Consider the following 12,372-nt stretch of genomic DNA (forward strand, 5'->3'; position numbering starts at 1 on the left):
CGGCCCGTGAGCGAGTACGTCGTCGCGATCAAACCCTCCGCACGCCGCCGGTCACCCGCCGCCGGCGAGTGGGTCAACCGCGAGGGACCGCGCCGTCGGTTCGACTCGAAGGCCCTCGCCCGCGAGTGGGCGCGCCGGCACAGCGGCCACGGCTACCGGCTCTGGGTCCAGGACGCCCCGCCCCACGACGACACCGGCGTCGACGGCTACCTCGTCGGGGCCGACCGCCCGACGGTCGGCGGGGCCGGCGACTCGGCGGGCGAACAGGCCCCCTTCGAGCGCTTCTGAGCGGCAGCGGCCGACGGCCTCTCCCGGGCCCTCGTCGGCCGCGGGCGGGGGAGCTTTTTTATCGGTCTCCGCTGGTGTCACAGGTATGCGCGAGATCGGAGACGGCAACGCACTGCTCGACATCGAGGGCCACCGCGCGGACGTGTGGCTGAACCGGCCGGACAAGCGCAACGCGATGAACCAGCAGGTGATCGCCGACCTGCACGCCGCAATCGACGAGGTGGCCGCCGTCCGCGAGGACGAGGACATCCGGGCGATGACCCTGCTCGGGAAGGGGCCGGTGTTCTGCGCCGGGATGGACCTGAACCTGATGCACGAGGCCGACGCGGCGGTCCGCGACGAGTTCAGCGCCGAGGCGAACACGCTCATTGACGACATCGAGGCCCTCCCCGTCCCGACGGTCGCCGGGGTGAAGGCGTCGGCCATCGCGGGCGCCTTCGAGCTCACGCTGCCCGCTGACTTCCGTGTCATCGACGCCGAGGCGACCTACGGACTGCGGGAGACGAAACTCGGCATCTTCCCCTTCTTCGGGTCGACCCAGCGGCTGCCGCGGATGATCGGCCTCTCCCGGGCGAAGGACCTCGTGCTGCGGAGCGATCTCGTCGACCCCGAGGAGGCCGAACGGATGGGACTGGTCCACGAGGTCGTCGAACCGGGGACCGTCGACGAGGAGGCGAAGTCACTGGCCGACGAACTCGCCACTCGCGCGCCGCTCGGGATGGCGCGGGCGAAGGAGTGTCTGCACGCCGCCTTCGACACTCCCGTCACCGAGGGCGCCGAACTGGAAGACGAACTGGTCTCGGAGATCTGGGACACCCACGACCGCCGGGAGGGGTTCGCGGCCGCGCTGGAGGACCGGGAGCCGGAGTTCGAGCGGGAGTAGCTACTCGCGGAAGTCCTCGGGTGTCAGCCGGCCGAGTCGCATCGCGTTGCCGGTAATCGCGGTGGTCATCCCCACGTCGCCGATGAGGACGGCGTGGATGACGCCCACCAGTCCGAAGGGGATTCCGAGCGCGAGCAGGGCCTTCACGCCGAGCGAGCCCCAGATGTTCTGCCGGATGACCGAGTTGCCGGTCCGCGAGAGGGAGGCGAGGTAGGGGAGCCGCGAGAGGTCGTCGCCGAGTAGCGCGACGTCCGCGGTCTCGATGGCGGTGTCGGAGCCGGCCGCGCCCATCGCGACGCCCACGTCGGCGGTCGCCAGCGCGGGCGCGTCGTTGATGCCGTCCCCGACCATCGCGACCGCGCCGTACTCGGCCTGGAGTTCCTCGACGGCGTCGACCTTGTCCTCGGGGAGCAGGCCGGCCCGGAAGTCGTCGACGCCGACCTCCGCGGCGACGGCGCGGGCGGTGCCCTCGTTGTCGCCGGTCAGCATCACGACCGTCAGCCCGCGCTCCTGCAGGGCGGCGACCGTCCGCGCGGCCTCGGGGCGGATGGTGTCCGCGACGGCGACGAGCCCCTCGATCTCGTCTTCCCGGCCGACGAGGATCACGGTCTTGCCCTCGCTCTGGAGTCGCGGGATGGTATCCTCCACGAGGTCGAGACAGCCCTCGCGGTCACAGAGCTGGCGGGCGTCTTCGGCCAGTCCGCCGGCGCTCGTCGTGAAGTGGACGTGGTTCAGGTCGAACCCCAGTTCCTCGAAGAGGTCCGGTTTCCCGGCGTAGTGAGTCGCGCCGCCGAGGTCCGCGCGGACGCCCTGCCCGGTCAGGCTCTCGAAGCCGCCGACCTCGCGGTCGCCGTCCACGCCGCTCTCGGCGGCGTGGCCGACGATGGCCTCGGCGATTGGGTGTTCGCTCCGGGCTTCGAGGCCGCGAGCACACCGGAGCACGTCGGTCTCGGTGTTGCCGTTGAGCGGGACCACGTCGGTCACGCTGAGTTCGCCGGTCGTCAGCGTCCCGGTCTTGTCGACGGCGACGGCGTCGACCTCGCCCATGCGTTCGAGGTGGTCGCCGCCCTTGATGAGGACGCCGTTGCGCGCGGCGCTCGTGATGCCCGAGACGACGGTGACGGGCGTCGAGATGACGAAGGCACACGGGCAGGCGATGACGAGGAAGGTGATGCCGTTGACGAGCCACTCGATGGCCGGGAAGCCGAGCGCGAGCGGCGGGACCGTCGCGGTGAGGATCGCGACGGCGACGACGATTGGCGTGTAGTAGCCGGCGAAGCGGTCGACGAACTGCTCGCGTTTCGTCTTGCGCTCCTGGGCGCCCTCGACGAGGTCGATGACCCGCGAGAGCGTCGAGTCGTCGGCCGCCGCCGTCACCGAGACTTCGAGGTAGCCGTTCTCGGCGATACTGCCCGCGTACACCTCGTCGTCGACGGTCTTGTCCACGGGGACGCTCTCGCCGGTGATCGGCGACTCGTCGACCGCGCTCTCGCCCTCGACGACCCGGCCGTCGAGCGGCACCTTCTCGCCGGGTTCGACGACGACCGTCTCGCCGACCGCCACGTCCGCGACTGGCATCTCGACGGTCTCCCCGTCGCGCCTGACCTGTGCCGTCTCGGGCGCGAGTTCGAGCAACTCCCCCAGCGAGTTCCGGGCGCGGTCGACGGCGTACCGCTCCAGCAACTCCGCGACGTTGAACAGCGCGGCGAGCGACGCGGCCTCGACGAGCAGGCGCTCGCTCGTGAACAGCGACAGGCCCGTCGCGCCGAGGATGGCGACGCTCATCAGGAAGTCGATATCGAGGCTCAGGTTCCGGGCCGAGCGGTAGCCGCCCCGGACGATGACTTCGCCGCCGGCGACGACCGCCGCCAGCATGATGGCGTCGGCGACGAACAGCGGGTTGCCGAAGGGTCGGCCAAGCAGCGCGTCGGCACCGGGCAGGAGGAAACGCACGCCGAGCGCGACCAGCAGGAGCACCGCGCTGGCGGCCGTCTTCACCGCCCGCGGCGTCCGCCAGACCGGGGTCGACGCGCCGACGGCGCCGCGATCGTCCGCGCCGCGCACGTCCGTCACCTCGTAGCCGGCCCGCTCGATGGCAGCCACGGCGTCCGCCCGCACGTCGCCGTTCCCGACGACCGTGAACTGTACCGTCCCCGTCGCCGGGCTGAACTCCGCGTCGTCGATCCCCTCGACGCCGGCGAGGGCGTTCTCGACTTTCCCGGCACAGGAGGGGCAGTCCATCTCCGGGACCTGCACCCGGAGCCGCTCGCCCGCTCCCGCCGCTTCGGTAGTCCCGCTCATATCCGGAGGTAGCTCACCTCTCCTTATTAATTCGACTGTTACGGATCACCCCTCTGATGGCAGAAGTTATTACTGAAACTGGTCTGGATTAGTAACGTCTGGGGCGGGGACAACGCGACGTTTTTGACCGCGGGTCCCGAACGCCCGATATGGTCGAACAGGAGGCCGATGGCCGGACGTTGAACCGCAAGCGAGCGGCGTTAGCTGTCGCGCCGTTCCTGTTCATCGGTCTCGCGGACGTCGTACTCCTGCTCGGGTGGGGACTGGACGGCCTCTGGGGCTTCATGATCCTGCCGCCGATCCTCTTCGTCAGCGTGCTCGCCTGGATCGCGTTCCGGTCCGGGTTCGTCCACGAGCACGACACCGAGTACGACCCGGACGGCGACGTGGAGTGACCGGTTTCACCCGCGCCACCCAGTCGAAACCGCCGCGACGGAGATTTGAACTACGCGGAGACGGTCGCTCGCTTCGCTCGCCGAAGAACGCCGAGGAGGCGATTTGAACCACGGTCGTTCCGCTTCGCTTCACTCCCTGATTCAAACGCCGTCGCCGCTCTGCCGACAGGACCGACTCGCGGTGCTCGTCGGTTTGCGTCGGCAGAAGCGCCGAGGAGGAGATTTGAACCGGAGGGAGACGGTCGGCCTCGCTCCGCTCGGCCGCTGCGACTTCCAGGGTTCAAATCTCGGCGGCGTTTCCACTCGCCGGGTGGCTCGTGGAAAACGCCGAGGAGGAGATTTGAACTCCTGAGTCCGTGAGGACAGTTGCTCTCGAAGCAACCGCCTTGGCCAGGCTAGGCTACCTCGGCTCACACGTTCCTACCGCGGGTTTCCGTTTGTACGTTTCGAAACGTGGCGCCGCGTCAGGCGGGCACCGCTCGTTCGCCGTCCCAGGTCAGGTCCCCCTCGACGGCCAGTTTCTGAAGGTGACAGACGACCGTCGCGCGCGCGAGGTCTTCGACCCCGGTGAGGTCCTTGTCGTAGGCGGCGTCGAGGACTTCCTCGAGCGTTCGCGCCCCGTTCGCGACCGCGGCGCGGACCGCGTCCTCGCGGTCGAGTCGGTGGGAGACGAGTCGGGCGAGTGTCTCACGGGGTTCCTCGACGACGGGGCCGTGACCGGGATAGAGGGTCGCGTAATCGCGGGCGTGGAGGCGTCGGAGGGCGGTGAGGTAGGCGCGCATATCGCCGTCGGGGGCGCCGACGACGACGCTCCCGGCAGCGACGACGAGATCGCCAACCGCGGCGCCGCCGTCCCACGCGAAGGTGACGTGTTCCGGGGCGTGACCGGCGGTGTCGAGGACGCGGACCGGGCCGGTGTCGGTGTCGAGGACGGTTCCCTCGCGGAAGGTCCGGTCGGGGCTGACACCCGTCGCGCCGGTGAACGCGTCCGTGCGGCCGACGCGAGCCCAAACGGTCGCGCCGGTCTCGTCGGCGTACTCGGCGACGGCCCCGACGTGGTCGGGGTGGTGGTGCGTGACGGCGATGTCCGTCACCGTCGCGTCGGCGACGGCGGTATCGAGGTCGTCGGTCCGCGCCGCGGGGTCGACGAGCAGGGCCTCCTCCCGGCCCAGCAGGTAGGCGTTCGTCTCTCCGCCGGGACCCCGCGTGGCCGTCTCGACGGGTACCCGAGTGACGTTCATACCCGTATCGAAGGACGGTTCCGGGAAAACGGCGGCGGTGGGACGGCGCTGTGGGCCGGGCGGATCGTCGGGATACGGCGCGCAGGTGTGGGCGGCGTGGTCGTCAGCCGCTGAGGAAGTAGACCTGCTTGCGCGCGTCGTGGAAACTGTACCGGGAGTCGACGAGATCCGAATCCTCGAGCCTGTTGAGCGCGTAGCGGACGGTCCGATCGGGCAGCAGCGACTCCTCGGCCAGTTGTCCCTGCGAGAGCGGCGACTCGCCTTCCAGTACCTTCGCGACGAGCTTCGCGCTCGGCGGGAGTTCGCGGAGCCGCTCGCGGAAATCGGGGTCTGCCAGCAGGCTCTCCTCTCCATCACTCTGCCGCGCGACGTCGTCCGGGGTCGTACTCATATTTCCCACTCGTCCAACCTCGGTGGTAAAAGTTGGCTATATGTGTGTCAAAACAATAGAAATAACTAAGTGCATATTATGTGTCCTTATACAAACCTCCCGGACATAAATTGGCGGAACCGTCAACGTCCGTGACTGGCCGTTTCCGCCGGTCTCCTGCCCGGTTTGTGGATTGAGCGAAACGTCTGGCCGGGGATGCATTTTCTTTGTGACTGATTCTGCGGTGTTTGTCCGGTTCCGTGGGCATTCGGTCACTCGTGCGGTGGGTCGTGGGTTCGGCGACCGGTTTCAGTATCGTTTTATTCTCGGGTCCGGGAGAGGGGTGTAGAGTGTGAAGGGACAGCAGTGGTATCAAGAGGACGACATCGCCCAGGAGTACGAGGAAAAGCGCTTCTCCAAGGGCGGTCGCCTCATCGACCGGCGCGAGAAACAGGCGGTACTGGACGCGGTCGGCCCCGTCGAGGAGAAAGACGTTCTCGAAATCGCCTGCGGAACCGGCCGGTTTACAGTCATGCTGGCCGAGCGCGGTGCCGACGTGGTCGGACTGGACATCTCCGGTCCGATGCTCCAGCAGGGCCGGACCAAGGCCCAGCGTGCGGGCGTCGACGACCACCTCGAGTTCATGCGCAGCGACGCCGCGCGGCTACCGTTCCCGGACGACAGTTTCGACACCGTGATGGCGATGCGGTTTTTCCACCTCGCCGACCAGCCGGCCTCGTTCCTCAGCGAGATGCGACGGGTCTCCCGCGAGCAGGTCTTTTTCGACACGTTCAACCGATTCACGACGCGGTCGATCTACAACTGGGCGCTCCCGATGGGGTCCCGACTCTACTCCCGCTGGGAGATATCCCGCCTGCTCGACAGCGCCGGCCTCGAACTCGCCCGCGACGACCACGACTTCGCCTTCCCGTACGGGCTCTACCGACAGATCCCGAACGAACTCGCCAGCACGCTCCGGGAGATCGACACCACCCTCATCCGGTCGCCCCTCGGGAAACGCCTGGCGTCGGTCTCTTACTGGGACGCCCGTGTCGACGCCCAGTGATGCCGTCGTGAAACCGATAGAGCCGTGGGACCGACACGCACGCTCCCGGCGCGAGTTTTTTACGGCTCCGGAGAGCTACGGACTCGTATGAAGCTCTCGGTGGTGGTGCCGACGCTCAACGGGCGGGACCAGCTCGAGAGCTGTCTCGACGCCCTCGCGACACACGCGCCCGGCGCCGAGGTGATCGTGGTCAACGGGCCCTCCTCGGACGGGACGACCGGCATGGTCCAGGACCGCGACGACGTGGACGTGCTCGTCGAACTCGCGGACCGCCGGCTCAACGTCGCACGCAACGCCGGTATCGACCGCGCCAGCGGCGACGTCATCGCGCTGCTCGACCACCGACTCACCGTCGAGTCGGGCTGGCTGGCGGCCCTCGCCGACGGCATCGCCGACGGCGACGCCGTCACCGGCCCCACTCACCAGGAACTCGAAGCCGGACTCACCACCGAGTCCGTCGAATCCAGGACCATCAAGGGCCGGACCGTCACGTACTTCGACGGCGGCAACGCGGCGTTCACTGCCGATCTGCTCGACGAAATCGACGGCTTCGACGAGTATCTCCACACCGGCGGCGCGCGTGACGCTGCCCACCGGCTGGCCGCGCTCGACTACGAGGTCGCCTGGGAGGGCGGGATGAGCGTTCGCCGGGAGTACAGCGCCGACGGCGGCCGCGCGGAACCCGACTGGCGCTGGAAGTACCGCTCGCTCGCCTACCGCCTCGCGAAGAACTACGGCGTTCGTCCGACCGTCCTCCGACGCCTCACCGGCCACAGCGTCCGCGACGCCGTGGGCGCGCTCAAGGACGTGGCGCGGGGCGACGCCGACCCCTCCAGCTGGTTCGGGAACGGACGGGAGGTACTCGCCGGGCTGGCGACCGGCCTCAAGGACGGAGCCGTCGCCCGCTACCGCGACCGTTCGCCGCGACGCAACCCCAACGGCCGCTCGAAACGCGCCGACCGCGCGGTGGCGGTCTACGACTACCGCTAAATTTTTACTTCGAGGGGTGTCCTCGGCCCTGCGGGCCTGCGGGCACCCCTCTCGCAAAAATTTAGTATAAAAACTGCCGGGCGCGAGGCACTGCCTCGCGCCCGGTGAACCGGCGGCTTCGCCGCCGGATGCTCAGTTCACTCCCCGCCCGCGCCCAGTTCGGGCACGACCCGCGAGGGGTTCTTCGAGAAGACCCGGCGCATCGAGTCCTCGGGCACGTCCAGCGTGAGGATCTCCATGACGGCCACGTCGGGGTGGGTCGCGGGCGCGCCGCTGCCGAAGCAGACCCGGTCGGGGTGTTCCATGATGGCCCGCTCCATCGGGTCCCGGAAGCGGACGTAGCTGGTGTCGAGGAAGCAACTCTCCCAGCGGTCGAGCAGGTCGATGCCGCCGGCGACGAGCCGGCGGTTCATCGGGTAGCCGCCGAAGTGCTCGACGACGACGGGGAACTCGTAGGCGAGCAGGTGTTCCTCGATGGCGGCCGGCGGGAACGACTGTCCGCCGTGGACGAGCACGGGGAGGCCCACGTCGGCCAGCTGTTCGAGGACCTCCTCGTCGGGGAGGCCGTCGCGTGCTGGGTGGAGTTTGAACCCCACGAACCGGTCGTCGTAAGCGTACTGCTCGATGTCCGCCGGCGAGGTGTGGTGTTCCTCCCGGGAGGCCGTGAGGTTCCGCAGTCGGGCGCCGGCACCGCTGTTCGGGTCGCGCGCGCCGTTGATGCGGGCGAACGCGACGAACGGGCGCTCGACGCTCATCCGCGCGACGGCGTTGTTCGCCTTCAGGTAACTTCCCTGCCGGGCGCCCGGGAAGACGACGGCGCGGACGACGCCCGCCTGGTGCATCTCGCGCTCGATGGTCTCGGAGTCGCCCGTGTTCCGGTCCGGCCGACGCGTCTCGTCCGGCTCTAACTGGACGTGGACGTCGACCACCCGGAACCCGTGCTCCAGTTCGAGCATCTATCCTCACATGCAGCGGTCGCCACATAACGGTTGGCTCACGCTCGCTGTCAGGAACCCGCGGCACTGTACGCGTCCACCGGACGGGCCGCGACCGGTACCACTGCCTACTTGAACCCCTCGGGTGAATCGCCGGCTGAACGCCCGCGTGCCCGTCCGGGTGCTCCGCAGTTTAGAAAAATTTATATAGAACCGCTGACCACCTCATTAGTGACTATGTCTCAACAGCGCCGGATGGGCGGTCAGCCCATGTTCATTCTCAGCGAGGACTCTCAGCGAACCCAGGGCGACGACGCACAGTCGTCGAACATCGCCGCCGGGAAAGCGGTCTCGGAGTCGGTACGGACGACACTCGGACCCCGCGGCATGGACAAGATGCTCGTCTCGGACTCCGGTGACGTCGTCATCACGAACGACGGCGCCACCATCCTCGACGAGATGGACATCGAACACCCCGCGGCCCAGATGATCGTCGAGGTCGCCGAGACCCAGGAGGACGAGGTCGGTGACGGGACGACGACCGCGTCCGTGCTCGCGGGCGAACTCCTCTCGAAGGCCGAGGACCTCCTCGAGGACGACGTGCACCCGACGACCATCGTCGAGGGCTACCACGAGGCCGCGAGCCTCGCACAGGAAGCCGTCCGGGCGAACGCGCTCGACGAGGAGATCGACGAGGACGTGCTCCGGAAGGTCGCCGAGACCTCGATGACCGGGAAGGGCACCGGCGACGTGGCCGCCGAGGACCTCGCGGAGACCGTCGTCGCGACGGTCACGCACGTCCAGGAGAACGACCACGTCGACCGCTCGAACATCACCGTCCGGACCCAGACCGGCGGCTCATCCTCCGCGACCGACCTCGTCGAGGGCGTCATCGTCGACGAGGAGCCCGCCCACGACAACATGCCGCGCTCGGTCGGGACCCCGACCGTCGCGGTCGTCGACAACGACATCGACCTCAAGGAGTCGAGCATCGACGCCGAGTACAACATCACGGAGGCAGACCAGCTCAACGAGGCCATGGCGGCCGAGGAAGAGGAGCTGAAAGGCTACGTCGACCGGATCGACTCCATCGGCGCGAAAGTCGTGTTCGTCACCGGCGACATCGCCGACCGCGCGAAGGCGTTCCTCGCCAAGCGCGGCATCCTCGCCTTCGAGAGCGTCGGCGACGACGACGCGAAGTCCATCGCCAGCGCCACCGGCGCCTCCCGCGCCGGGTCCGTCGACGACCTCGCCGAGGACGACCTCGGTGAGGCCGACGAGATCAGCGTCCAGAAGTTCGGCGACGACGAACTCGCCTTCGTCGAGGGCGGTACGGCCGCCCGCTCCGTGACCGTCTTCGCCCGCGGTGGCACGGAACACGTCACCGACGAGCTCGAACGCGCGCTCAACGACGCGCTCGACGTGGTCGTCGCCGCGCTCGGCGAGGACGGCGTCGTGCCCGGCGCGGGCGCGACCGAGATCGCCATCGCCGACCACATCCGCAGCGAGGCCGCGAGCATCGAGGGCCGCAAGCAGCTGGCCGTCGAAGCCTTCGCCGACGCCGTCGACGTGCTCCCGCGCACGCTCGCCTCGAACACCGGTATGGACCCCATCGACGCGCTGGTCGACCTCCGCTCCGAGTTCGAGAGCGAGGGCCGCGCCGGCATCATCTCCGAGGGCCAGACGGGTATCATCGGTGACCCCCTGGAGTACGGCGTCCTCGACCCCGCCGCGGTCAAGCGCGAGGCCGTCGAGTCCGCGACCGAGGCCTCCACGATGATCGTCCGCATCGACGACGTCATCGCCGCGGAGTAAGGACGGCCTCGTCCTCTCTGGACGGCATCTCGGACAACAGCCATTTTTACTCGATTCACTCATCAGCGGCCGGTCTCGACGGACGATCCGTGGAGTTACGACCAGAATTTGAGGGCCGAGACGAGTTTCGCGATTGATCCTGTCTCTGACCCCATTTGCTCGTCACTGCCACCCCCACGACCTGCTATCGACCCATCAGCATTGACGTCCGGCGAACTCTCGAAATCGGTTTCGGTGCTCCCGTACGTCGTAACTTCGTCACTGTTCAGTGGCTCAGGCCGCGGTCGAACGTTCTTCCCCCGCTTCGTCGGTACACCGGCCCCTTCGTCTCGAAACCAGCCGTCTTCGTTGTCGATTTCCTGCAGACCAGGACAGTCGTGGTTCTTCGGCAGTGTGTGCTCACTACAATACACGCCTGTACAGTATTTACAATCCCGGAGCAGTTGATCCGACTCTCCGCAAACCGTGCATCCCTCGGCCATCTGCCTACGATCGGGACCGTTGTCGGAACGCACTAAATGGGTTGTGACTGTTTACGAATCCGTTTCCGGAATAAGACCGACTGTCGGCTGTCGCCTATACCAGCAAAAAATGAAGCAGGTTGTACTCATCAGCACCCCATTTTTGGCCTCCACGAGAGACGCGTCGCCCGCACGAGCGACGACAGCCTGGGGCGGGCACGGACGCCGTCGTCCGTCCCGTGGTCAGACGGAGAGTTCGACGGCGTCGCCGGGTTCCAGCCCGAACGCGTCGTCGCCGCGACCGTGATTGACGGCGAGTTCGACGTTGCCGTGGCTGCCGACGGTCACGAGCCGCTGGCCCGGATCGACGGCGGCGTAGGTCCGGCGGGCCGGTGCGGACTCGCCGTCGACCGTCACCTCGCCGCCGAAGCGGCCGTCGAGGACCGTCCCGGGGACGTTCGTGATCGTGTTCCCGAAGTCGTCGACGACGAGTACCTCGCCGGTCGCGCTGCCGTCGGTGACCGTCGCCTCGGGGAAAGTGAGCTCGACCACGTCGTCCGCGGGTGCGAACCGCTCGCGCTCGTGGAAGGCGTCGACGCCGGCCTCGTGGACGGCGGCGGCCGCGGGAGCGAACACGTCTCGCCCGTGAAACGTGGAACTCTCGGGGTCGTCGGCGTCGATCCGGAACACCTCGAAACTCCCGTCCGCGAGTTCGCGCGCGACGGGCACGAGGACGCCGTTGTCCGGCCCGACCAGCGCGTGGTCGCCGGCCCGGATGGCGACGGCCGCGCGGTCGGTGCCGACGCCGGGGTCGACCACGGCGAGGTGGACTGCCGGCGGAAAGTACGGGAGCACCTCGCGGAGCCAGAACGCGGCCGCACGCACGTCCTGCCGGGGGAAATCGTGAGACACGTCGACCAGTTGGGCGTCGGTGGCCGAGAGCAGGACGCCCTTCATCGCGGCGGGGTACGGCGAGCCAAAATCCGAGCTGAGCGTGATCATGGTGGGGCGTGTCCGGGGAGTCGTCGTGCCGTCAGTGGTCGTTTTCGGTCGCGTCCGTGCCGTCCTCGCCGGCGATGGTCCGCAGGCGCTCGATTCCGCCGATCTCGTCGAGGACGTCGACGACGGCCTCGGGCACGCGGTCGCGCCACTCCCGACCGGCGATCATGCGCTCGCGGATCTTCGAGCCTTTCAGATCGTCGCGGTTGTACATTCCCGACCGGCGGACCTCGATGCCGGCTTCCTCGAACAGCCTGACGACGAGGGGGTTGTTCGAGTAGGCGATGTCGAAGTCGGGTGACATACTCCTGATGTGGCTCACCCAGACGGAGTTGCGCTCGATGTCCTCGATGGGGACGACGTAGGTCCGGGTGTCGATCCCCTCAAGCACGCGGGAGATCATCATGATCCGCTCGCCGGCAGTGAACGGGTTCCGGACTGAGTGGGACTTGCCGGCGCTCCCGATACCGACGACGACCTCGTCGACCTCCGCGGCGATGTCGGCGGTCATCTCGCAGTGGCCCTCGTGGAACGGCTGGAAGCGGCCGATGTAGAACCCCCGTGTCATATCCGTACCTGGCTGGCGAAATTCATAAACCCGGCGAGTCGAAACTCGGGCCGACAGTTT

13 protein-coding genes and 1 tRNA gene are annotated in these 12,372 nt (G+C 68.1%); 6 read left to right on the top strand and 8 right to left on the bottom strand.

What is annotated here, in order from left to right; all coding sequences use genetic code 11:
* Positions 1–6 precede the first annotated feature (6 nt).
* Positions 7–288 (top strand): DUF8081 domain-containing protein, encoded by a 282-nt coding sequence (locus MUG96_RS05090; RefSeq protein WP_246987108.1) that lies wholly within the window; start codon positions 7–9, stop codon positions 286–288.
* Positions 289–373: 85 nt separating this feature from the next.
* Positions 374–1,171, top strand: a complete 798-nt coding sequence (locus tag MUG96_RS05095) for an enoyl-CoA hydratase/isomerase family protein (protein WP_246987109.1) — start codon at positions 374–376, stop codon at positions 1,169–1,171.
* On the opposite strand, the gene MUG96_RS05100 is transcribed toward MUG96_RS05095, so the two are convergent.
* Complete coding sequence (locus MUG96_RS05100) at positions 1,172–3,472, bottom strand: heavy metal translocating P-type ATPase (RefSeq protein ID WP_246987110.1); 2,301 nt, start codon at positions 3,470–3,472, stop codon at positions 1,172–1,174.
* Positions 3,473–3,621: 149 nt separating this feature from the next.
* On the opposite strand from MUG96_RS05100, the gene MUG96_RS05105 reads away from it, so the two are divergent.
* Positions 3,622–3,867, top strand: a complete 246-nt coding sequence (locus MUG96_RS05105; protein WP_246987111.1) for a DUF8142 family protein — start codon at positions 3,622–3,624, stop codon at positions 3,865–3,867.
* 325 nt (positions 3,868–4,192) lie between these two features.
* Here MUG96_RS05105 and MUG96_RS05110 read toward each other — a convergent pair.
* The 3 genes from MUG96_RS05110 to MUG96_RS05120 all read right to left on the bottom strand — a co-directional run bounded on the left by MUG96_RS05110 (position 4,193) and on the right by MUG96_RS05120 (position 5,499).
* Positions 4,193–4,277, bottom strand: a tRNA-Ser gene (locus MUG96_RS05110).
* A gap of 54 nt (positions 4,278–4,331) precedes the next feature.
* On the bottom strand, positions 4,332–5,108 hold the full coding sequence (locus MUG96_RS05115) for an MBL fold metallo-hydrolase (protein WP_246987112.1): 777 nt from the start codon (positions 5,106–5,108) through the stop codon (positions 4,332–4,334).
* A gap of 103 nt (positions 5,109–5,211) precedes the next feature.
* Positions 5,212–5,499 (bottom strand): MarR family transcriptional regulator, encoded by a 288-nt coding sequence (locus MUG96_RS05120; protein ID WP_246987113.1) that lies wholly within the window; start codon positions 5,497–5,499, stop codon positions 5,212–5,214.
* A 331-nt stretch (positions 5,500–5,830) separates the two neighbouring features.
* Between MUG96_RS05120 and MUG96_RS05125 the strand changes: the two genes are divergently transcribed.
* Entirely contained in the window at positions 5,831–6,544 is a 714-nt protein-coding gene (locus tag MUG96_RS05125) for a class I SAM-dependent methyltransferase (RefSeq protein ID WP_246987115.1), read from the top strand.
* Between the two features lie 87 nt (positions 6,545–6,631).
* Positions 6,632–7,534: a glycosyltransferase family 2 protein gene (locus MUG96_RS05130; protein ID WP_246987117.1), complete on the top strand. Its 903-nt coding sequence runs from the start codon at positions 6,632–6,634 to the stop codon at positions 7,532–7,534.
* 137 nt (positions 7,535–7,671) lie between these two features.
* On the opposite strand, the gene MUG96_RS05135 is transcribed toward MUG96_RS05130, so the two are convergent.
* Positions 7,672–8,490 carry an amidohydrolase family protein gene (locus MUG96_RS05135; protein ID WP_246987119.1) on the bottom strand — a complete coding sequence of 273 codons (819 nt, stop codon included), beginning with the start codon at positions 8,488–8,490 and terminating at the stop codon, positions 7,672–7,674.
* A 234-nt stretch (positions 8,491–8,724) separates the two neighbouring features.
* Between MUG96_RS05135 and thsA the strand changes: the two genes are divergently transcribed.
* Positions 8,725–10,284 (top strand): thermosome subunit alpha, encoded by a 1,560-nt coding sequence (gene thsA / locus MUG96_RS05140; RefSeq protein ID WP_246988627.1) that lies wholly within the window; start codon positions 8,725–8,727, stop codon positions 10,282–10,284.
* A gap of 95 nt (positions 10,285–10,379) precedes the next feature.
* Here thsA and MUG96_RS24245 read toward each other — a convergent pair whose 3' ends face one another.
* The 3 genes from MUG96_RS24245 to MUG96_RS05150 form a co-directional block, all read right to left on the bottom strand.
* Complete coding sequence (locus tag MUG96_RS24245) at positions 10,380–10,766, bottom strand: AN1-type zinc finger domain-containing protein (protein ID WP_373222090.1); 387 nt, start codon at positions 10,764–10,766, stop codon at positions 10,380–10,382.
* A 222-nt stretch (positions 10,767–10,988) separates the two neighbouring features.
* Positions 10,989–11,747 (bottom strand): SAM hydrolase/SAM-dependent halogenase family protein, encoded by a 759-nt coding sequence (locus MUG96_RS05145; protein WP_246987121.1) that lies wholly within the window; start codon positions 11,745–11,747, stop codon positions 10,989–10,991.
* 31 nt (positions 11,748–11,778) lie between these two features.
* Positions 11,779–12,312 carry a nicotinamide-nucleotide adenylyltransferase gene (locus MUG96_RS05150; RefSeq protein WP_246987123.1) on the bottom strand — a complete coding sequence of 178 codons (534 nt, stop codon included), beginning with the start codon at positions 12,310–12,312 and terminating at the stop codon, positions 11,779–11,781.
* Between the last annotated feature and the right edge of the window lie 60 nt (positions 12,313–12,372).

Source organism: Halorientalis marina, from assembly GCF_023028345.1.
Lineage (GTDB): Archaea > Halobacteriota > Halobacteria > Halobacteriales > Haloarculaceae > Halorientalis > Halorientalis marina.